Raw genomic sequence first — 20257 nt, 5'->3', positions numbered from 1 at the left:
ATCATGTCATCACATGAGTTTTCTCGATCAAAAAATTTTGCGGCTGTCAGCTCCCGCCGTCGCTGCCGGCCAGTTTCGAATAGAGTTCATTGGCGCGGCCTATATGGTCCGCCATGGCGGCGCTGGCGCCTTCGGCGTCGCCGCCGGCGATCGCCTTGTAGATGCGTTCGTGCTCCTCGACCGTCAGACGCTCGGCGCCTTTCACCGCCACGAGATCGCGCTTGAAGCGCGACAGCCATTCGAGCATGCCCTTGGCCACGGCCGCGATCATCGAATTGCCGCTCATTTCAGCGATGACGGCGTGGAATTCCATGTCGGCGGTTACAAACCGAGCCTGGTCGCCCTTTGCCTCGCGCAGATGGCGCAAGGTCTCGGCAAGCCGTTCCAGGCTCTTGGCCGTTGCACGTCGGGTGGCGATCCGGACCAGGCCAGTTTCCAGCAAGAGCCTGACTTCCTTTAGGTCTTCAAGCCCGCGAGAGTTCGTCGCCAGCATCATGACCATAGCCGCTGAGACCTGATCGACGATCACCTCCGGCGTCGGGTTGATGACGCGCGCGCGTTCGCCGTGCGAAATCCTGATGAGCCCCATCTGTTGCAGCGTCAGCATCGCCTCCCGGATCGACGGCCGTCCGACGCCGATCATCGTCATCAATTCCTTTTCCGACGGCAATTGGGAACCAGGCGGAAATTCGGACGTCGAGATCGCCGCCATCAGCCGATCGAGAACCTCGACATACAATTTCTTCTTCTGGACCGGTTCCATCCGCATCTCTCCTGATCGTTTCTCGAGGCAATCGACCCCGAGTCGCACGGACAGGCAAGGTCCCCGCTGTGATTGACATTACATATATGATGACCTAGCGTCCAGTGTGGCCAGTCTCAACGCGGCGCATGATGGCAACATGGTCGCCCCGACCGGCTGCCAGGGATGAGAAAGAAAACCCGGCGGGCGCGCGTTGCCCTGTCGACGCAATCAAATGAAGTTCCGAGCGGCTTGCCTATTTGGTATGCTGGTATAACATGTAGCTGGTATGGTGTCTTTCGGAAGAGACAGCATTACGGAGTGACAGACGAGCCGATCCAGGTCGGCCGGTTTTTGGGAGGAGAAATCATGAAGTTTTCAATTGTGGCGGCGCTTGTCGGCGCCGCGCTGGCCAGTGTTTCTGTTTTACCGGCGATGGCATCGTCGGACAAACCGGTGATCGCGCTCGCCAACGCCTATTACGGCAACACCTGGCGCCACCAGATGGTGGAGGCGTTCGAGGCCTCGGCCAAGGAAGCCAAGGCGGGTGGCCAAATCGCCGATTACATCATCATGAACGGTGACGGCTCGGTGGCGCAGCAGAACAGCCAGATCGCCGAGCTGATCCTCAAGAAGGTCGATGTACTCGCCGTCGACGCCGCCTCAGAGACCGCGGTCAACGGCATCATCGAAAAGGCCTGCAAGGCCGGCATCATCGTCGTTTCCTTCGATTCGGTTGCTTCGGCGCCCTGCAACTACCAGCTCAACTTCGACTTCAAGGGCTACAAAGCGGCCCAGGCCGAAGCCGTCTTCAAGATGATCGGCGGCAAGGGCAACGTCATCCAGGTGCGCGGCGTGAAGGGCTCTGCGCCCGACAACGACATGTTCAACGCGCAGCAGTCGGTGCTGGCGAAATATCCCGACGTCAAGGTTGTCGCGACCGTCTACGGCCAGGCGACCGCCTCGGTCGCGCAGGCGGCGATCGCCAACGTCCTGCCCTCGCTGCCACATGTCGACGCAGTGCTCGCTCAAGGCGGCAGCGACGATGTCGGCATCGCCCAGGCCTTCGTCCAGTATGGCGGCGATTATGCGGGCAAGATGCCCGTCATCGAAGGGGGCGGCGGCACCGACTTCGTAAAATGGTGGGCCGAGGAGAACGCCAAGAACGGCTACCAGACGGTCTCGATGAACACCACGCCCGGCATCGGCGGCGCCGCCTTCTGGCTCGGCCTGTCGCTGCTCAAGGGCGCCAAGGCGCCGAAGATGATGATCATGCCGGTGGCTACCGTCGATGCCGGCAACCTCAAGGAATATGCCAAGCTGCCGGGCGGCCAGATCATCAGCCCCAGCTATTCGCTCGACTGGGTCAAGCAGAACCTGCTCAGCAAGTAAGATCGCCATTGCCAGGGACCGGGCGCGCGCCAGACGGCCGCGCCCGGTCCCTGCCCGTAAGAATCGGAGGACGAATGTCCCATCTTGCCGTGACCGATCCGGAGGGCGCAGCCACTACGGTGCCCGACACCAGGCCAAACGTCGTTTCGCTGTCGCGGATCACCAAGAGCTTCGGCCCGACGCTGGCGAATGCGCAGATCGACCTCGCCGTCTCGGCCGGCGAAATCATCGGCCTGGTCGGTGGCAACGGCGCCGGCAAATCGACGCTGATGCGTATCTTGTGCGGGGCGACGTCACCGACCCTCGGCTCGATTTCATTCACCGGCCAGGATGTGGGCTTCGCCGACTACGACACGGCGGCGGCGCAAAGGCGCGGCATCCGCATGGTGCACCAGGAACTGTCGCTGTGCGCCAACCTTTCCGTCGCCGAGAACTTCTTCCTGGAGACGCCAGGCGAAGCGGCCAACCGGCCGGGATGGCGAGCGCTCTATCGAGCCCGCGCCCGGGCGGCGCTGGACGCCGTCTTTCCCGCCAACGGCATCGATGTGAACGCCGAAGTCGGCCATCTCTCCATCGCCGAGCGGCAGATGGTCGAGATCGCGCGCGCCGCCGCCACGCCCGGTGTCAAGCTGATCGTGCTCGACGAGCCGACCTCCTCGCTCGACCTCGACCGCTCGAGGCAGTTGCGGGCCTTCATCCGCGAGCGGGCCAAATCCGGCCTTGCCTTCATCTTCATCAGCCACAAGCTGCAGGAAATCATCGACATCGCCACGCAGGTGATGGTGCTGCGCAACGGGCGCACCGCCTGGCGCGGCGATGTCGCCGGCACTTCGATCGGCCAACTTGTGCAGCTCATGGGCGGCGACGCCAATTCGATCCACCAGCACAGCGCCGCCGCAGCCAGCAGCGGCGAGGCGCTGGTCAAATTGTCCGGCTTCCTGACCGCCGGGCTCGGCCGCGACATCGAGATCGGCCGCGGCGAGATCATCGGACTGGCAGGGCTCGAGGGCAGCGGCCAGAAGGAGTTGCTGCACGCCATTTTCGAGCCGGATTCCACCAGGTGGGCCGCGGTGACCAGGAGCGGCGATGCCGGTTTCATTGCCGGCGACCGCCAGAAGGAAGGCGTGTTCCCGCTGTGGAGCGTGCTTGGAAACATCAGCATCGGCAGCCTTGCCCGCCGTCCGGCACTGGGGCTGGTTTCGGAGCGTGCCAACCGGGAGGCGGCGGCCGAAGCGGCCGGCCGGCTGCGGCTCGACGACAAGCGCTTCGCCTCCAACATCCTGGAACTCAGCGGCGGCAACCAGCAGAAGGCGCTGGTTGCGCGCGCGCTCGTCGCCGACACTCCGATCCTGCTGCTCGATGATCCGACTCGCGGCGTCGACATCGCCACCAAGCAGGACTTCTACAGGCTCTGCAACGAGATCGCGCGCAGCGGGCGCACGCTGGTCTGGCACACGACCGAAGATGCCGAGCTTTTGGCCTGCGACCGCGTGCTGGTGTTTTCGGGTGGGCACATCGTCAAGGAATTGAGCGGAGAGGCGATCACGGAATCGGCCGTCGTCGGCGCATCCTTCGCCCAGCAGGCGGACACGCGCGCCCGCCCGCGACACAGCACCGCCGGCACCGGGCTTGCCCGGCGGCTGGTGAACGCGGCTCCCTTCATCGGCCTCGCCGCAGTGCTGGCGGTGATGATCTCGGCCAACCCGGCGGTCGCCTCGATCTTCGGGCTCGACCTGCTCCTGATGCCGGCGCTGTCGCTGGTGCTGGTGACGGCGGCGCAGATGTTCATCGTCGGCGGCAGCGAGATCGATCTCGGCGTCGGCGCCTTTGCCGGCCTGGTCAGCGTGCTTTCCGCCACGCTGCTCTACGATCAGCCATGGCTCGGAGCGCTGGCGCTGGTGGCGGCGGTCGCCGCCTATGCCGGGCTTGGCGGCCTGATCCAGGCACGTAAGATCCCAGCCATCGTCGTCACGCTTGGCGCCTCCTTCATCTGGATGGGACTAGGCTACGCGCTGCAGCCGACGCCGGGCGGCGCCAGCCCCGAATGGCTGTCGGCGATGTTCAGCTGGTCTCTGGGTTTCCTGCCCACCTCCATCATCCTCATCGCCGCGGTCGCGCTTGTGGTGCTGTTGATCGACCGGCTGCCGCTCGGTGTGGTGCTGCGCGGCTTCGGCAATAATCCAACCGCCATGGTCCGCTCCGGCTGGTCGCCGACGCGCTACGCGCTGGTGCGCTACCTCGTCGCCGGACTGTTCGCGGCTGCCGCCGGCCTGTCGCTGACCGCGATCAACACGGCAAGCGACATCAATTCCGGCAATTCGTTCACGCTGCTCAGCGTCGCCGCCGTGGTGATGGGCGGCTGCTCGCTGTTGGGCGGCGTCATCTCGCCAGTCGGCGCGGTCGCCGGCGCGGTCACGTTGGCCTTGATCGGCGCCTTGCTCGGCACGCTGAACGTGAGCAGCGACTTCAACGCGGCAACGCAGGGGCTGATCCTCATTGCCCTGCTGACGCTGCGCAGCCTGACCGCCGATCGCAGGAGCGAACAATGAACGGCCTTGCCGCCTTCAGCCTCTGGGCGCAGAAAAACCGCTGGGTCTGGTCGGCGATCGGCGTGCTCGTGCTTTGGCTGGTGCTGTCCATCGTCACCAACCGGTTCAGCCTCTCCAGCTTGTCGGGCATCATTCTATCAGCGTCGTTCCTGACCGTGGTTGGCATTGGCCAGATGTTCGTCGTCACCACCGGGCGCGGCAATATCGACCTTTCGGTGGCCTCGGTGATCACGCTCAGCGCCTTCGTGGCGCTGCTCACCATCAAGGGCCAGGATGCTAACCTCGCCATCGGCGTGGGTGCGGCGATCCTGCTCGGCCTCGCGGTCGGCGGCTTGAATTCGCTGCTCGTCGTCGGGCTGAACATACCAGCTATCATCGCCACGCTGGCGACAGGTTATGTGCTGGCGACGGCAACGCTGCTGTCGAACCGCGCCATATCGGGTTTCGCCGTCAGTCCGCTCTTGAAGACGCTGGCGACGGGCCGCGTCTCCGGCGTGCCGATCATGGCCGTCATCGCCATTATCGGCGTCGCGGCGACCGCGTTCGTGCTGCGCTACACGGTGTTCGGACAGTTGCTGTCGGCGGTCGGCCAGAATCGCACCGCCGCGCGATTGGCGGCGATCCGCAACAACCGGATCATCGCGTCGGCGTTCATCATCTCGTCGGTGCTGGCTTCGCTCAACGGGCTGCTGCTCGGCGCCTATATAGGCGGCGCTTTCCTGGAGATGGGCCAGCCCTATCTCCTGCAGTCGATCGCCGCGGTGGTTCTGGGCGGAACGCTGATCTTCGGCGGCTCGGCCAGCGCCGTCGGCACGCTGTTCGCCAGCATCCTTTTGATCCTCATCGTCACCACCATGCAGATCGTCGGCTTGCCGCCAGGTGCACAGGACATCGTGCAAGGCATCGTCGTGATCTTCGTTCTGGCGCTGGCCGGCCGGCAGGTGCTGTCGCGGCGAGCCGCCGTCGACCGCGCAGGCGACGAGGACACGCTGAAATCCGAGTCAGGTGCGGCGGCGATCCGGCCGGAATAACACTCGGGATGATGATTTCTCTTGCCAAGCTGTGGTAGAGTGATCATACCAGTAGGCAAGATGACGATCGGCAATGCCGGCGTCCGCGACTAGGGAGCAAGGGCTAGATGACGACGATTGCGCTGTTCGGTGCCGGCGGCAAAATGGGCTACCGCCTTTCGACCAATTTCCGCGGTTCGCCCTATACGATCCGCCATGTCGAGGTCAGCGAGGCCGGGCGCGAGCGGCTGAAGAACGGACTGGGCTTCGACACGGTCAGCGCCGAGGAGGCGCTGGAAGGCGTCGACGTGGTGATCCTGGCCGTGCCGGACACCCATATCGGCAAGGTCGCGGCCGGCATCGAGAGCAAGCTTGCGTCGGGCACGATGGTCATCGTGCTGGATGCCGCCGCACCGTTTGCCGGCCATCTGCCTAATCGTCCCGACCTGACCTACTTCGTCACCCATCCCTGTCATCCCCCGATCTTCAACGACGAAACCGACATGGCGGCCAAGAAAGACTATTTCGGCGGCGTCAAGGCCAAGCAGCACATGGTCAGCGCGCTGATGCAGGGACCAGAAGCGGATTACGCCAAAGGCGAGGCCATCGCCAAGATCATCTGGGCGCCGGTAATGCGCTCGCACCGCGTTTCCGTCGAACAGATGGCGCTGCTTGAGCCAGGCCTTTCGGAAACGGTGTGCGCCTCGCTGCTGGTGGTCATGAAGGAAGCCGTCGACGAGGTGGTGGCGCGCGGCGTCGACCAGCAGGCGGCGCTCGACTTCCTGCTTGGCCACATGAACGTGCTCGGCGCAGTCATCTTCGGCGAAACCAAGGGCGTGTTCTCGGATGCCTGCAACAAGGCGATCGAGTTTGGCAAGCCGGTGCTGATGCGCGACGACTGGAAGCGCGTCTTCGAGCCCGAAGAGATCGCGGCCAGCATCCAGCGGATCACTTGAGAGCCTTCGGTACAGATCTGCCTTTAGGTACAGATCACCTGAATTAGTGGTTGACTCATCATACCAGTTAGCTAAGCTAATGTTCGCTCGGATCACGCTTCGCCGGGAGTTCGATGCTGAGACGAATAGAGGATGGGGACAGGAACTTGCCTTGGCGGAGCCGGCGGCTTGAGCCCCAGGCGGTCCGGACCCTTCACACGCTGACGAATTCAAACGCAGACAAGTGCCTCGAACGATCGAGACACAGGCTTTTCAAACGGGAGGACTTCATGAAACTAACACGCAGAATGACGCTTGCCGCCTTCGCCGGCGTGCTGGCGCTCGGCACGGCGATGCCCGCCTACGCGGCGGACCTCATCGCCATCATCACGCCATCGCACGACAATCCGTTCTTCAAGGCGGAAGCCGTCGGCGCCGAAGCCAAGGCCAAGGAACTCGGCTACGAGGCGCTGGTGCTGGTGCATGACGACGACGCCAACAAGCAATCCGAGCTGATCGATACCGCGATCGGCCGCGGCGCCAAGGCGATCATCCTCGACAATGCCGGCGCCGACGCGACCGTCGCCGCCGTGCAGAAGGCTAAGGACGCCGGCATTCCCTCCTTCCTGATCGACCGCGAGATCAACGCCACAGGCGTTGCCGTGGCGCAGATCGTCTCCAACAACTACCAGGGCGCCCAGCTCGGCGCGCAGGAGTTCGTCAAGCTGATGGGCGAGAAGGGCAATTTCGTCGAACTGGTCGGCAAGGAATCCGACACCAATGCCGGCATCCGCTCGAAGGGCTACCATGACGTCATCGACGATTACCCCGACCTGAAGATGGTCGCGCAGCAGTCGGCCAACTGGAGCCAGACCGAGGCCTATTCCAAGATGGAATCGATCCTGCAGGCCAACCCCGACATCAAGGGCGTCATCTCCGGCAACGACACGATGGCGATGGGCGCCTATGCGGCGCTCGCGGCGGCTAACCGCAAGGATGTCATCGTCGTCGGCTTCGACGGTTCGAACGACGTGCGTGATTCCATCACCTCGGGCGGCATCAAGGCGACGGTGCTGCAGCCGGCCTACGCCCAGGCGCAGATGGCGGTCGAACAGGCCAACGACTTCATCAAGAACAAGAAGTCGCCCGAGAAGGAAAAGCAGCTGATGGACTGCGTGCTCATCAATGGCGAAAATGCCGCCAAGCTGGAAACCTTCGCGCTGAAGAACTGAGCCGGCGCGATATAATTGCGAGGGGCGGACACGCGTTCGCCCCTCAGTGCTTTATTTTGATGCAATTCCGGACGGGAAACCGTTTCACAGTTTTCCTGGAATTGCTCTAATTTCACGTTCCGGGTGCTTTTGACCGCCATGCCGAAGACATTGACCTGGCTAACCCCTTTTAGTTGGCTGACGCTTGTCGCGCTCGCGGGCCTTGGCCTCGGCGGTTGCAAAATCCTGCCGACGCCGGTGGCGCGGAGTGAAAACAGCGCGTCTGCCTTTAATCCGGACAAGATGGTCGAGGACATCTGGGCCTCGAAGGTCATCCCCTACCTCAGGCAGAAGGCTGGGCCGTTCGCCGAGGTCCATGCCTTGGCGAAAACCGATCCGGCGGCGGCCGGCACCAAATACGGCAATCCAAGGAAGCAGGCGAATTCGCCATGGACCTTCGCGGTCCGCGTCGAGGGCAAGATCGTCGCCGCCAACACGCAGTCGCGCGCGGGCACGATGGACATCGACGTGGACGGCGACGGCAAGGCCGATGCGCGCGTCCAGATGGGGCCGGCGATGCGCGGCACTGCACTTAGAGACAGCCTCGATTTCGTCCAGTTCAACGACTTCACCAACCAGATCGACTTCGCCCAGTTCGGCAAGGCCTTCAACGCCTATGCCGGCAAGACCGTGCTGTCCAAGCTGCCGCGCGAGGCCCTTGAAGGCCGCACCGCCAAGGTGCTCGGCGCCTATACGATCGAAGGCGGCCAGGACCTGCCGCTGGTGACCCCGGCGGAGGCCGAGATCGGGCCGAAGCCATGAGCCCCGCTCACGAGGTCATCCTCAAGCTGGAGGACGTCTCGAAGGTCTATGCAGGCACGGTCGCGGTCAAGCAGGCGAATTTCGAGGTGCGCAAGGGGGCCGTCAACGTGCTGGTCGGTGAAAACGGCGCCGGCAAGTCGACGCTGATGAAGATCATCGCCGGCGTCGAGCAGCCGACCCTCGGCCGTATCCTGCTCGAAGGCGAAGAGGTTTCCTTCTCCTCGTCGGGAGACGCGGTGGCGCGCGGCATCGGCATGGTGTTCCAGGAGCTGAACCTGTTCGGCAACATGACCGTCGCCGAGAACATCTTCGCCACACGCGAGATCACCAACCGCCTGGGTAAGATCGATCGCAAGGCACAGGAAGAGCGGGCGGGCGAATTCCTCGACCGGCTAGAAGCCGGCATCCGACCCGACATGCTGGTCGAGGATTTACGCATCGGCCAGCAGCAGCTGGTCGAGATCGCCAAGGCGGTTTCGCTCGACGCCAAGATCCTGATCATGGATGAGCCGACCTCGGCGCTGAGTGCTACGGAAGTCGAAATCCTGTTCAAGGTGATCGCCGACCTCAAGGCGCGCGGCGTCGCCATCGTCTACATCTCGCACCGGCTTGAGGAACTGATCCGTATCGGCGACACGGTCACCGTGCTGCGCGACGGCCGCATCACCGGCCAGGAGGAAATGAAGAACGTCGACACGCAGTGGATCGTGCGGCAGATGATCGGCTCGGATGCCAAGGATTTCGCCAAGGCCGACGGTCACCAGCCAGGCGAGGAAATCTTCCGCGCCGAGGAGATCTGCCTGCCGCGCGTCACCGGCGGACTGGCGGTCGACCATGTCTCGCTGTCGCTGCGCTCCGGCGAAATCCTCGGCATATACGGGCTGATGGGCGCCGGGCGCAGCGAATTGTTCGACTGCATCATGGGCCGTCACGGCCATGCCAGCGGCAAGATCTTCATCGCCGGCAGGCAAGTGAAGGAGCGCGACACGACGCGCCGTATCCAGCGCGGGCTTGCACTGATCCCCGAGGATCGCCAGCGCGAAGGCCTGGTGTCGATCCTCTCGGTGGCCAGCAACCTGACGCTGGCGAGCCTGTCGCGTTTCGTGCGCCTGTTCCATATCCGAGGCGGCGCCGAGCGGCAGGCCGTGATGCAAATGGTGGGGGAATTGGCGATCAAGGTCGCCGACCCGGCGCAGGAAGTCTCGTCGCTGTCAGGCGGCAACCAGCAGAAGGTGGTGATCGGCAAGGCGCTGCTCACCGGTCCGAAAGTGCTCCTGATGGACGAGCCCAGCCGCGGAATCGATGTCGGCGCCAAGGCCGATGTCTTCCGCACCATGCGCAAGCTTTCGCGCGACGGGCTGGGAATCCTGTTCGCCACCTCAGACCTCGACGAGGTGATGGCGCTGTCCGACCGCATCGCGGTGATGAGCAATGGCAGACTGACCGGCATGTTCGACCGCGCCGAAGCGACGGAGGCGGCGATCGTCGCCGCGTCGGCGCTGGGCCACGGACCGGCCGCACATGGGGAGCAACGCTGATGACTGACATTCCGGCCAAGGCGGCCGCTCCTTCCGCCTCCAGCGGCTCCGCGCTGCTGACGCTGATGAAGCTCAGGACCTTTATCGCGTTGATCGCGGTGCTGGTGTTCTTCTCGATCGCGGCGCCGAACTTCCTGTCGGCGGCGAACCTCATCCTGATGGCCAAGCACGTGGCGCTCAACGCCTTCCTGGCCATGGGGATGACCTTCGTCATCATCACCGGCGGCATCGACCTCTCGGTCGGATCGATCGTCGGCCTGTGCGGCATGGTGGCCGGCTATCTCGTGCTCAACGGCATCGACCTGCAGATCGGCTACACCATCTATTTCAACGTCGTCGAGATCGCCCTGATCACGCTTCTGGTCGGCATCGCGATTGGCGCCGTCAACGGGCTGCTGATCACCAGGCTCAACGTCGCGCCCTTCATCGCCACGCTCGGCGTGCTCTACGTCGCGCGCGGTTTCGCGCTGCTGTCGTCCGACGGCCGCACCTTCCCCAACCTGGTCGGCAAGCCGGAACTTGGCACCACCGGCTTCGGCTTCCTCGGTGCCGGCCGGCTGCTCGGCCTGCCGGTGTCGATCTGGATTCTGGTCGTGGTGGCGCTGGGGGCTGCCTATCTCGCCCGCTACACCCCGCTCGGCCGCCACATCTTCGCCGTCGGCGGCAATGAGCGCGCCGCGCGCATCTCGGGCGTGCGCGTCAACATGGTCAAGATGTTCGTTTACATGTTCTCCGGCTTCTGCGCAGCGATCGTCGGGCTGATCATCTCGTCGGAGCTGATGGCCTCGCATCCGGCAACGGGCGAGAGTTTCGAATTGAACGCCATCGCCGCGGCGGTGCTCGGTGGCACCTCGATGTCGGGCGGGCGCGGCACGATCGGCGGCACCATCGTCGGCGCCTTCGTCATCGGCATCCTGTCGGACGGGCTGGTGATGATGGGCGTGAGTTCGTTCTGGCAGATGGTGATCAAGGGGCTGGTCATCATCGTCGCCGTCGTGGTGGACCAGGCGCAGCGCCGGCTCCAGCAGCGCGTTACCCTGATGCAGATGGCCAAGGCGGGTTGAGCATGGCGGGTTTAAGTGGAGCGCTTATCGGCTGCGGCTTCTTCGCCGTCAACCAGATGCATGCCTGGCGTGACATCGAAGGCGTCTCGATCGTCGCCATCTGCGACCGGGACCCGGAGCGGCTCAGGCTCGTCGGCGACCAGTTCGGCGTGGCCCGGCGCTACACGGACGCTGCAGCGATGTTTGCAGCGGAGAAACTCGACTTCGTCGACGTCGCCACGACGGTCGGCAGCCATCGGGCGCTGGTCGAGATGGCTGCGGAGAACCGCGTTCCGGTGATTTGCCAGAAACCGTTCGCGCCAACGCTGGCCGACGCCAAGGCGATGGTGAAGGCTTGCGCGGATGCCGGCGTCCCGCTGATGGTCCACGAAAACTTTCGCTGGCAGTCGCCGATCCAGGCGGTGCGCGCCGTGCTCGACAGCGGCGAGATCGGCACGCCTTTCTTCGGCCGCATCTCCTTCCGCTCCGGCTACGACGTGTTCTCCGGCCAGCCCTATCTCGCGACGGGCAAGCGCTTCATCATCGAGGACCTCGGCATCCATATCCTCGATATCGCCCGCTTCCTGCTCGGCGACGTGTCGAGCCTGACCGCGCGGACCAAACGCATCAACCCGGCCATCGCCGGCGAGGATGTCGCCACGATCCTCATGGACCACGCTGGCGGCGCCACCTCGGTGGTCGATTGCAGTTATGCGACCAAGCTTGCCGTGGAGCCGTTCCCGGAGACGCTCATCGAACTCGACGGCAGCGACGGCACGATCCGGCTGGCGCAAGGCTACCGGCTGACCGTCACCGGCAAGAGCGGAACCAAGGTGAGCGACGTCTCGCCGCCGCTGCTGCCCTGGGCCTCGCGGCCTTGGCACAATATCCAGGAAAGCGTCGCCGCCATCCAGCAGCACTGGGTCGACTGCCTTGCATCAGGCCAGGAACCGGCGACTTCAGGCGCGGACAATCTCAAGACATTCGCCCTGGTCGAGGCCGCCTATGCCGGTGCCGCCAGTCGAGAACCGGTGCAGATCGACGCGCTGCTCAGATGAAGGCGGACGCTTTCCAGCTCTACGGCACGCGCGCGGCCGAGCCAAAGCCGGTCACGCTGCGTGCGGGTGCATTGAGCGCGGAACTGGACAACGGCAATTTGCGCAACATCCGCCACGGCGGCACCGAAGTACTGCGTGCCATAGCTTACATCGTGCGCGACCGCGACTGGGGCACCTATGAGCCTGACCTGACGGACCTTACCATCGACCAGCAGGGCGACCGCTTCTCCGTCACCTACGCGGCAAGCTGCCTTGGTCCGGACGGCAGCCGGCTCGGCTTCCACGCCACGATCGAAGGCTCCGCCGACGGCAGGCTGGTTTTCGATGTGACCGCATTGCCGGAGAGGGATTTCGAAACCAATCGCTGCGGCTTCTGCATCCTGCACCCGATCGCCGGCCTCGCCGGCAGCCCGGTGACGGTCGAGCACACCGACGGCAGCGTGGTCGAGACGGAACTCCCCGATCTGATCGACCCCTGGCAGCCGTTCAAGGATTTGCGCGCCATCACGCATCAGGTACGGCCCGGCGTTTTCGCCGAATGCCGGATGAAAGGCGACACATTCGAGATGGAAGACCAGCGCAACTGGTCCGACGCCTCCTACAAAACCTATGTGCGGCCGCTGGCGCTGCCATGGCCCTATGTGCTGCCGGCAAGGCAGGCGTTGCGCCAGACGATCAGCCTGCGCATCACCGGCGATGCCAGTGTGCCTGCCTCGGCGGCGCCGGCCGAACCGGTCCGCGTCGAGCTTGGGCAAGCCGGCGCGCAGCTGCCTGATATCGGCATCATGGTCTATCCCGAGGATGTCGAGGCCACACTTGCCGATCTGCCGTTGCTGCGAGGGTTCGGTCCCCGGCAACTGCTTTTCCACTTCGACCCGACGCGCGGCCACGGCATCGATGCGCTACGCGCCCACGCCCGACTCGCCGCCGCTTATCCTGTTTCGACGACGCTGGAATGCGTGGTCGCTTGTGCCGGCGATCTGGACGCCGAACTTTCCGAGGTCGCCGACATGGTGCGCCTGGCAGGCCTGCGGCTCGACGCCATCGCGGTGTCGCCTGCCGTCGACCGCCAGTCGACGCCGCCCGGCAGTGCCTGGCCGGCATGCCCACCGCTCGAGGACGTCTACGCGGCCGCCCGCCGCGCCTTTCCCGGCCTCCGCCTCGGCGGCGGGATGTTCAGCTATTTCACCGAGCTCAACCGCAAGCGCGTTCCAGCCGGCCAGCTCGACTTCATCACCCACTGCACCAACCCGATCGTGCACGCCGCCGACGATCTCAGCGTGATGCAGTCTCTGGAGGCGTTGCCCTTTATCACCCGGTCCACGCGGGCGATCTTCGGGACAAAGCCGTACCGGATCGGCCCATCGACGATTGCCATGCGCCAGAACCCGTATGGCGGCGCGACCAAGGACAATCCTCAGGGGCAGCGCATCGCCATGGCGAACCGCGACCCGCGCCACGCTGCGCAGTTCGCCGCCGCATGGACGATCGGCTATGCCGCGCGCGTCGCGCCGGCGGTACTGGAGATGCTGACACTGTCCAGTTTCGCCGGACCGTTCGGCGTGGTCGCGGGATCGGGCGAACCCGTCGCAGAGGGATCGCCGCGGCCGATTTTCCAGGCCATCAAAGGGCTTTGTGAGTTGGCCGGGCTGACGCATGTTTCCGCCACGACGAGCGACGAGACGCGGGTCCTGGGACTGGCCGGCCGCTCGGCGTCGGGCGAGACCATCGTCTGGCTGGCGAACCTGACACCGAACGACATGCGGGTCGACGCTTCCGCGCTTGGCCAAGGCGATCTCGTAATGCCGCCCTATGCGATCACCAGGATCGGTTACTTCTCGGAATTCATCACATAGAGCGCACGCGAGCGCTCGAGGTGCTTGATCATCGCCTTCTCGGCGCCGTCGGCATCCCCGTGCTCGATGCGGTCGATGATCTCTTCGTGCTCGGTCAGCGTGTATTTTTCCTTGCCGGTCCAGATCAGCATTTCGGTATGGTATTCCTTCAGCCACCCCAGCGTGGCTTCGCTGACGGCGACATAGATCGGATTGCCTGAAATGGACGCGATCTGGGTATGGAATTTCATGTCGGCGGAGATGAAGGCTTCGGAATCGCCGCGCGCGGCGCGCTGCTCGGCCACGGTCGCCTTCAGCAATTGCACATCCTCTGATTTGGCCTTTTCCGCGGCTTCCCTGACCATGCCGCGCTCGAAGAAGATGCGCGCGGTCTTCAGGTGCTCCAGCGTGTCCCTGGACGAGGACAGGATGATCTTGGCCGCGCCGTCGACCTGCTTGATGATCGACTTGGCGGTGAGTTGCAGCACCTTGGCGCGCTCGCCATGCGAGATGGCGACGAGCCCCATGTTGCTCAGCGCCTGCATGGCCTCGCGGATCGCCGGCCGGCCGACCTCGAAGCGCTCCATCAACTCGCGCTCGGACGGCATGTCGTTGCCCGGCTGCAGTTCGCCGCTGGTGATCAGCCGCTTCAGTCTTGCAAAGACTTCGTCGGAAAGTTTGCGCCGGACGATCGGCTCCGAACGGTTCATCGTGACGAATCACTCCCTGGCCCGGTTCCTGTTTAGCATTCCCGGCAGGATTACCGGAATGCCCGCGCCTGGAGCGGTTCGCTCCAGCTTTGCCGCAGCCCACCAGTCCTGCCGAGCTCGGATATCTCTTGCAATGCTTATGTACTCATTATACCAGACTTCCTGCGCGACGAAACTTTTTTCGAACCTTTTCGAGCGGCCGACCGACCATGATCACGCTTACCTATCGCATCGAAACCCCTGGCAGCATCGAGGCGCTAGCCGCCAAGATCGCCAGCGACCAGTCGACCGGCACCTTCGTCGCGCTGCCGGGCGAGACCGAGGAGCTGAAGGCGCGCGTGGCGGCGCGCGTTCTGGCGATCCGGCACCTGCCGGATGCCGCGCAACCCTCTCTCCCGGGATCCGGCAGCGGCCCTTTCCGGCGCGCCGATGTCGATATCGGCTTCCCCTTTGACGCCATCGGCACCGACCTGTCGGCACTGATGACCATCGCCATCGGCGGCACCTTTTCGATCAGGGGCCTGTCCGGCATCCGCGTCATCGACATGAAGCTGCCGGAACAGTATCGGGGCGCCCATCCGGGTCCACAATTCGGCGTTGCGGGCAGCCGCGGGCTAACCGGTGTCGAGGGCCGCCCGATCATCGGCACCATCGTCAAACCGGCGCTGGGTCTCAGGCCACACGAGACAGCAGCTATGGTGGGAGAACTGATCGAGGCCGGCGTCGATTTCATCAAGGACGACGAGAAGCTGATGAGCCCGGCCTATTCGCCCCTGGCGGAGCGGGTGAAGGCGATCATGCCAAGAATTCTCGACAATGAGCAGAAGACCGGCAAGAAGGTGATGTATGCCTTCGGCATCTCGCATGCCGATCCCGACGAGATGATGCGCAACCACGATCTCGTGCTCGAAGCCGGCGGCAATTGCGCGGTCGTCAACATCAACTCCATTGGCTTCGGCGGCATGGCTTATCTGAGGAAGCGCTCCGGCCTGGTGCTGCATGCCCACCGCAATGGCTGGGACATCCTCACTCGCCACCCCGGCCTCGGCATGGACTTCAAGGTCTGGCAGCAATTCTGGCGGCTGCTGGGCGTCGACCAGTTCCAGATCAACGGCATCGGCTCGAAATATTGGGAGCCGGACGATTCTTTCATCCGCTCTTTCGAGGCGGTGACCACGCCGCTGTTTTCATCAGACGATTGCGCGCTGCCCGTGGCCTGCTCCGGCCAATGGGGCGGCCAGGCACCCGAAACCTATGAGCGAACCGGCCGCACGGTCGACCTCCTCTACCTCTGCGGCGGCGGCATCGTCAGCCATCCGGACGGGCCCGGCGCCGGCGTGCGGGCCGTGCTGCAAGCCTGGCAGGCCGCGGTCGAGGGCATTGCGCTGGCGGATTATGCCCGCGATCACATCGAACTGGCCCGATCGATCGAAAAGTTCGGCGACGGCAAGACAGCATGAGCATGGCCGTGCAAAACCTGCTCCTCAGTTATTATGGCGACGACCTCACCGGTTCAACTGATGTCATGGAGGCGCTTGAGCTCGGCGGCGTGCCGACGGTGCTGTTCATGCGCCAGCCCGACCCGTCCTTGCTGGCGCGATTTTCGCATTGCCGCGCGGTTGGATTAGCGGGCACCAGCCGAAGCGAAACGCCGCAATGGATGGAGGAAAACCTGACGCCGGCCTTCGAATGGCTCAAAGCCCTCGGGGCGGCGATCTGCCACTACAAGATCTGCTCTACCTTCGATTCCAGCCCGGCGGTCGGCAGCATCGGCCGCGCCACCGAGATCGGCAGGCGCATTTTCGGCGAGGCGAGCGTGCCGATGGTGGTCGGGGCGCCGCAGCTCAAGCGCTACACGGCCTTCGGCAATCTCTTCGCGGCATTCCGCGGCGCGTTTTTCCGCATCGACCGGCATCCGGTGATGAGCAGGCATCCGGTGACGCCGATGGACGAGGCCGACCTGCTCGTCCACCTTTCGCGCCAGACCAGCCTCGGTTCCGGCTTGGTCAACCTGGCGACGTTGCAGGCGGACAATCTCTCGCAAACGGTCGATCAGATCCTGCGAGACAAGGACATCGTGCTGTTCGACGTCGATAGCCTCCGGACTCAGCAGCGAGTCGGCGAGCAACTCTGGCGCATCCATGAAAAGGGCCATGGTTTTGTCGTCGGATCATCCGGCGCCGAATATGCCTTGCTTGCCGCGTGGGCCGCCAAAGGCATCGTGTCGGGGCATGCGGCATTCCCATCGCCCGGTCCGGTGGATCGGCTCGCCGTTGTGTCGGGCAGCGTCTCCCCAACCACGGAAAAGCAAATCCGCCACGCACTCGCCCACGGGTTCGAGGGTATTGAGATGGATGCGATGCGACTGGTCCGCGAAGGCGCCGGCGAAGCGATCGAGCAGGCGGTCGCGGCCGGGCTGGCCAGCCTTGCCAAGGGCCACAGCGTCGTCCTCTACACCGCGCTTGGTCCGCAGGCCGATCGCGGCGCCGAGATCGACCGAATCGAGGGCGCCCGGAACACGCTCGGGCGGGCGCTGGGGACCATCCTGCGCCGTCTGATCGCCGAGCAGAAACTCAAGCGCGCGGTGATCGCCGGTGGCGATACGTCCAGCCACGCACTCGGACAATTGGCCATCGACGCGCTGACCGTGCGCATGCCGCTGCCGCAATCGCCGGGATCACCGCTCTGTGTGGCCCATGGCGGCGGTGAAATCGACGGTCTTGAGATCGCGCTGAAAGGCGGCCAGGTTGGCACCGACGCCTATTTCGAGACGATCCGGCTGGGAAGCTAGGCGACGACCCAGGTCGTTCAATAAAGCGGCTTGCCCATGTGCTTCGGCGTCGGCCACTGCGCCGTGATGCCGGGTTGCACCGGCCGTTCGAGATAGGTCGCCAGAACCACGTAGCTGCGCGTCGAGGTGACGCCGGGTGTCTCGTAGAGACGCAACAACAGGCCTTCGAGCGCCTTGGTGTCCTCGGTGCGCACCTTGAGCAATACGCATGTATCGCCGGCGACGGTGTGGATCTCCTCGACTTCGGGATATTCCGAGATCGCCATCAGTTCAGGGGTCTTGCCCCAGCCGCTGGTGTCGATGTGGACGAAGGTGAGTAGAGGCTTTCGCACCGCGTTGGGATCGATGATGGCGGCCGTGTTGCGAATGGCGCCGCTGCGCCGAAGCCGCTTGACGCGCTCATGCGCGGCCGGCGGCGACAGGCCGACGCGATCGCCGAGCTCGGCATAGCTGACGGTCGCGTCGTCGACCAGAACGCCTAATATTTTTCGGTCGGTCGCGTCGACATCCCGGGGCGCCGGCCTGTTCCGCGGAATGCCATCTGTTTCTTCATCCATAGCGGTATTCCCGATTGTCACCGAATTTAATACGGCCATTATGATGATATGTCGAACAACGATCAAGCTACAGCCTTGGGCGCGGACACCAGGCCGCCTATCCCGGCCCTCGCCTATCTCTTGACCGGGTGCATCGCCGTGATCGGCTCGAATTCGCTGGTGCTGGGCCCGATCGCTCCGGCAGTTGCCGTGTCGTTCTCGACCAGCGTTCCCATGGTGATGATGGCGGCGGCCGCGTTCGGCCTCGGCACATCGGCGAGCGCCCTGTTCCTGGCACGCCATATCGACCGGCTCGGCGCGCGGCGGATGTTGCAGGCGGCCTTGCTGCTGCTGGCATTGGCCTTGGTCGCCAGCGCGGCCGCGCCGACGGTGAGCGCGCTGGTTGCCGCGCAGCTTGTCGCTGGGATCGCCGCCGGCGTCGCCATGCCGGCAATCTATGCCAGTGCCGCGGCCATCGCCCCGCCCGGGCGGGAAAGCGGCACGATCGGCGTGGTGCTGACCGGATGGACGCTCAGCATGGTGGCCGGCGTTTCGCTGTCGGCGGTGCTCGCCGATCTCGTGCACTGGCGCGCCGTCTTTGTCGCCGTGGCCGTGCTGGCCGCCCTGGCGCTCGGCGGCTTGAGCGCATCGTCGCTCCCGGATGTCAGGAAGGCCGGACCGGCACCCGCCCCGCTGGCCGCGTTGAACATTCCCGGCATTGTGCCCCTCCTGGTTGCCTGCGGCGCTTTCATGACCGCCTTTTACGGCGTCTATGGCTATCTCGGCGATCACCTTCACAGCGGGCTGGGGCAGCCGGTCAGCGCCAATGGCCTGGCCGCCCTCGCCTATGGCGCGGGATTTGGCACCGCGGCGCTCTTCGACGGCATCATCGACCGGCTGGGCGCCCGGCGCGTCATGCCCTTCGCTTATCTTCTGGTCGCCATGATCCACGTGGCGATCGCCTCGACCAGCGACAGCTATGGCTTGACGCTCGCCATGGTCGCGGCCTGGGGACTTGCCAATCATTTCGGGCTGAACGTGCTGGTGATGCGCCTGTCGGCGCTCGATCCGTCGCGGCGGGGCACGATCATGGGGCTGAACAGCGCGGTGACCTACCTCGCGGTGTTCGTCGGCACCACCGGCTTCGGGCCGCTCTATTCCGGCTTCGGCTTCGCCACATGCGCGGCGGTCGCGGCCTTGCTGATGCTGATTGCCGCTGGCGCGGCGGCATGGCGCACCCGATAGAACCTTCCTCCTGGCATTGCTCCAGCCGGTACAACGTGATTGGCCAGCGGACTTTCGCGTAGTTGACACCGGCACCCCTGCCTTCCATACAAAGCGCGTCAATGTTCTCAGGGCGGGGTGAAAGTCCCCACCGGCGGTAACGGTCTCGGCCGAAGCCCGCGAGCGCTTTCCGGTATCGGAGAGGTCAGCAGATCCGGTGTGATTCCGGAGCCGACGGTTAGAGTCCGGATGAAAGAGAACGAAACGGGAGACGGACCGCCCCGGCGGGCCGGATTTCGTATCGTGCGTCCTGATTCTGGTTCGAAACGGAAGGATGGACCCATGAATCAGCATTCCCACAAAGACTATGAAACAACCCGCATTGCCGTCATCAGGGCGCGCTGGCATGCCGACATCGTCGACCAGTGTGTGCAAGCCTTTGGGGCGGAACTGGCCGAGATTGGCGGCGGACGCTTTGCCGTCGACATCTTCGACGTGCCTGGCGCCTACGAGATTCCGCTCCATGCCAAGACGCTCGCCGGCACCGGCCGCTACGCCGCGATCCTCGGCACGGCATTCGTCGTCAATGGCGGCATCTACCGGCACGACTTCGTCGCCAACGCCGTTATCGACGGCATAATGAACGTGCAGCTCTCGACCGGCGTGCCCGTGCTTTCGGCGGTGCTGACGCCGCACAATTTTCACGACAGCGCCGAGCATCATCGCTTCTTCTTCGAGCATTTCACGGTCAAGGGCAAGGAAGCGGCCAACGCCTGTGTGCAGATACTCGCCGCGCGGGAAAAGATCGCGGCCTGAAGCGCCGCTGCCGGGGTGGAAATCCCGGTAACGGGCTGTAGTATC

17 protein-coding genes and 1 riboswitch are annotated in these 20257 nt (G+C 64.5%); of the genes, 14 read left to right on the top strand and 3 right to left on the bottom strand.

Annotation, left to right across the window (positions count from 1 at the left end; all coding sequences use genetic code 11):
- Nucleotides 1-46: 46 nt before the first annotated feature.
- On the bottom strand, nt 47-763 hold the full coding sequence (gene nanR / locus AC3CB8_RS13850) for a transcriptional regulator NanR (RefSeq protein WP_023771082.1): 717 nt from the start codon (nt 761-763) through the stop codon (nt 47-49).
- A 348-nt stretch (nt 764-1111) separates the two neighbouring features.
- Between nanR and AC3CB8_RS13845 the strand changes: the two genes are divergently transcribed.
- From AC3CB8_RS13845 to apnL, 10 genes are all read left to right on the top strand, one after another.
- Nucleotides 1112-2134: an ABC transporter substrate-binding protein gene (locus AC3CB8_RS13845; RefSeq protein ID WP_031240494.1), complete on the top strand. Its 1023-nt coding sequence runs from the start codon at nt 1112-1114 to the stop codon at nt 2132-2134.
- Between the two features lie 74 nt (nt 2135-2208).
- The gene (locus AC3CB8_RS13840) at nt 2209-4683 is read left to right on the top strand and encodes an ATP-binding cassette domain-containing protein (protein WP_352595187.1); all 2475 of its coding nucleotides are present in this window, start codon (nt 2209-2211) and stop codon (nt 4681-4683) included.
- Nucleotides 4680-5714 carry an ABC transporter permease gene (locus AC3CB8_RS13835; RefSeq protein WP_023771085.1) on the top strand — a complete coding sequence of 345 codons (1035 nt, stop codon included), beginning with the start codon at nt 4680-4682 and terminating at the stop codon, nt 5712-5714. The genes AC3CB8_RS13840 and AC3CB8_RS13835 overlap by 4 nt, the downstream gene beginning before the upstream one ends.
- Nucleotides 5715-5821: 107 nt before the next feature.
- On the top strand, nt 5822-6649 hold the full coding sequence (locus AC3CB8_RS13830) for a phosphogluconate dehydrogenase C-terminal domain-containing protein (protein WP_352562990.1): 828 nt from the start codon (nt 5822-5824) through the stop codon (nt 6647-6649).
- Nucleotides 6650-6918: 269 nt separating this feature from the next.
- On the top strand, nt 6919-7860 hold the full coding sequence (locus AC3CB8_RS13825; protein ID WP_023771087.1) for a D-ribose ABC transporter substrate-binding protein: 942 nt from the start codon (nt 6919-6921) through the stop codon (nt 7858-7860).
- A 138-nt stretch (nt 7861-7998) separates the two neighbouring features.
- Entirely contained in the window at nt 7999-8661 is a 663-nt protein-coding gene (locus AC3CB8_RS13820; RefSeq protein WP_352562989.1) for a DUF2291 family protein, read from the top strand.
- Nucleotides 8658-10199: a sugar ABC transporter ATP-binding protein gene (locus AC3CB8_RS13815; protein ID WP_023771089.1), complete on the top strand. Its 1542-nt coding sequence runs from the start codon at nt 8658-8660 to the stop codon at nt 10197-10199. The genes AC3CB8_RS13820 and AC3CB8_RS13815 overlap by 4 nt, the downstream gene beginning before the upstream one ends.
- Complete coding sequence (locus AC3CB8_RS13810; RefSeq protein ID WP_023771090.1) at nt 10199-11263, top strand: ABC transporter permease; 1065 nt, start codon at nt 10199-10201, stop codon at nt 11261-11263. The genes AC3CB8_RS13815 and AC3CB8_RS13810 overlap by 1 nt, the downstream gene beginning before the upstream one ends.
- 2 nt (nt 11264-11265) lie before the next feature.
- On the top strand, nt 11266-12300 hold the full coding sequence (locus tag AC3CB8_RS13805; protein ID WP_352562988.1) for a Gfo/Idh/MocA family protein: 1035 nt from the start codon (nt 11266-11268) through the stop codon (nt 12298-12300).
- Entirely contained in the window at nt 12297-14156 is a 1860-nt protein-coding gene (apnL, locus tag AC3CB8_RS13800) for a D-apionate lactonase (protein ID WP_352562987.1), read from the top strand. The genes AC3CB8_RS13805 and apnL overlap by 4 nt, the downstream gene beginning before the upstream one ends.
- On the opposite strand, the gene AC3CB8_RS13795 is transcribed toward apnL, so the two are convergent.
- On the bottom strand, nt 14132-14845 hold the full coding sequence (locus AC3CB8_RS13795) for a transcriptional regulator NanR (protein ID WP_023782254.1): 714 nt from the start codon (nt 14843-14845) through the stop codon (nt 14132-14134). The genes apnL and AC3CB8_RS13795 overlap by 25 nt on opposite strands.
- A 209-nt stretch (nt 14846-15054) precedes the next feature.
- Between AC3CB8_RS13795 and oiaX the strand changes: the two genes are divergently transcribed.
- On the top strand, nt 15055-16305 hold the full coding sequence (oiaX, locus tag AC3CB8_RS13790; protein WP_023782255.1) for a 3-oxo-isoapionate-4-phosphate decarboxylase OiaX: 1251 nt from the start codon (nt 15055-15057) through the stop codon (nt 16303-16305).
- Between the two features lie 8 nt (nt 16306-16313).
- Complete coding sequence (locus tag AC3CB8_RS13785) at nt 16314-17636, top strand: four-carbon acid sugar kinase family protein (RefSeq protein ID WP_023782256.1); 1323 nt, start codon at nt 16314-16316, stop codon at nt 17634-17636.
- Between the two features lie 17 nt (nt 17637-17653).
- Here AC3CB8_RS13785 and AC3CB8_RS13780 read toward each other — a convergent pair whose 3' ends face one another.
- Nucleotides 17654-18193 (bottom strand): Lrp/AsnC family transcriptional regulator, encoded by a 540-nt coding sequence (locus AC3CB8_RS13780; protein WP_023782257.1) that lies wholly within the window; start codon nt 18191-18193, stop codon nt 17654-17656.
- 48 nt (nt 18194-18241) lie between these two features.
- Here AC3CB8_RS13780 and AC3CB8_RS13775 point away from each other — a divergent pair, with 48 nt between their 5' ends.
- Both AC3CB8_RS13775 and AC3CB8_RS13770 read left to right on the top strand, forming a co-directional pair.
- Nucleotides 18242-19417, top strand: a complete 1176-nt coding sequence (locus AC3CB8_RS13775; protein WP_352562986.1) for an MFS transporter — start codon at nt 18242-18244, stop codon at nt 19415-19417.
- A gap of 99 nt (nt 19418-19516) precedes the next feature.
- Nucleotides 19517-19661, top strand: a riboswitch (FMN riboswitch).
- A gap of 77 nt (nt 19662-19738) precedes the next feature.
- Nucleotides 19739-20212 (top strand): 6,7-dimethyl-8-ribityllumazine synthase, encoded by a 474-nt coding sequence (locus AC3CB8_RS13770; RefSeq protein ID WP_023771098.1) that lies wholly within the window; start codon nt 19739-19741, stop codon nt 20210-20212.
- The last annotated feature ends 45 nt before the right edge of the window (nt 20213-20257 follow it).

The sequence above is a fragment of the Mesorhizobium sp. P160927 genome (genome assembly GCF_057766385.1).
The sequence above is the reverse complement of the archived record's forward strand: the minus strand, read 5'-3'. Positions and strand labels throughout refer to the sequence as shown.

What these genes read in the sequence shown, in the direction of transcription:
- AC3CB8_RS13770 (WP_023771098.1), top strand. Translation starts at nt 19,739, where the DNA reads ATGAATCAGCATTCCCACAAAGACTATGAAACAACCCGCATTGCCGTC.
- AC3CB8_RS13825 (WP_023771087.1), top strand. Translation starts at nt 6,919, where the DNA reads ATGAAACTAACACGCAGAATGACGCTTGCCGCCTTCGCCGGCGTGCTG.
- nanR (WP_023771082.1), bottom strand. Translation starts at nt 763, where the DNA reads ATGGAACCGGTCCAGAAGAAGAAATTGTATGTCGAGGTTCTCGATCGG.
- AC3CB8_RS13820 (WP_352562989.1), top strand. Translation starts at nt 7,999, where the DNA reads ATGCCGAAGACATTGACCTGGCTAACCCCTTTTAGTTGGCTGACGCTT.
- AC3CB8_RS13780 (WP_023782257.1), bottom strand. Translation starts at nt 18,193, where the DNA reads ATGGATGAAGAAACAGATGGCATTCCGCGGAACAGGCCGGCGCCCCGG.
- AC3CB8_RS13810 (WP_023771090.1), top strand. Translation starts at nt 10,199, where the DNA reads ATGACTGACATTCCGGCCAAGGCGGCCGCTCCTTCCGCCTCCAGCGGC.
- apnL (WP_352562987.1), top strand. Translation starts at nt 12,297, where the DNA reads ATGAAGGCGGACGCTTTCCAGCTCTACGGCACGCGCGCGGCCGAGCCA.
- AC3CB8_RS13795 (WP_023782254.1), bottom strand. Translation starts at nt 14,845, where the DNA reads ATGAACCGTTCGGAGCCGATCGTCCGGCGCAAACTTTCCGACGAAGTC.
- AC3CB8_RS13840 (WP_352595187.1), top strand. Translation starts at nt 2,209, where the DNA reads ATGTCCCATCTTGCCGTGACCGATCCGGAGGGCGCAGCCACTACGGTG.
- oiaX (WP_023782255.1), top strand. Translation starts at nt 15,055, where the DNA reads ATGATCACGCTTACCTATCGCATCGAAACCCCTGGCAGCATCGAGGCG.
- AC3CB8_RS13830 (WP_352562990.1), top strand. Translation starts at nt 5,822, where the DNA reads ATGACGACGATTGCGCTGTTCGGTGCCGGCGGCAAAATGGGCTACCGC.
- AC3CB8_RS13805 (WP_352562988.1), top strand. Translation starts at nt 11,266, where the DNA reads ATGGCGGGTTTAAGTGGAGCGCTTATCGGCTGCGGCTTCTTCGCCGTC.
- AC3CB8_RS13815 (WP_023771089.1), top strand. Translation starts at nt 8,658, where the DNA reads ATGAGCCCCGCTCACGAGGTCATCCTCAAGCTGGAGGACGTCTCGAAG.
- AC3CB8_RS13835 (WP_023771085.1), top strand. Translation starts at nt 4,680, where the DNA reads ATGAACGGCCTTGCCGCCTTCAGCCTCTGGGCGCAGAAAAACCGCTGG.
- AC3CB8_RS13775 (WP_352562986.1), top strand. Translation starts at nt 18,242, where the DNA reads ATGTCGAACAACGATCAAGCTACAGCCTTGGGCGCGGACACCAGGCCG.
- AC3CB8_RS13845 (WP_031240494.1), top strand. Translation starts at nt 1,112, where the DNA reads ATGAAGTTTTCAATTGTGGCGGCGCTTGTCGGCGCCGCGCTGGCCAGT.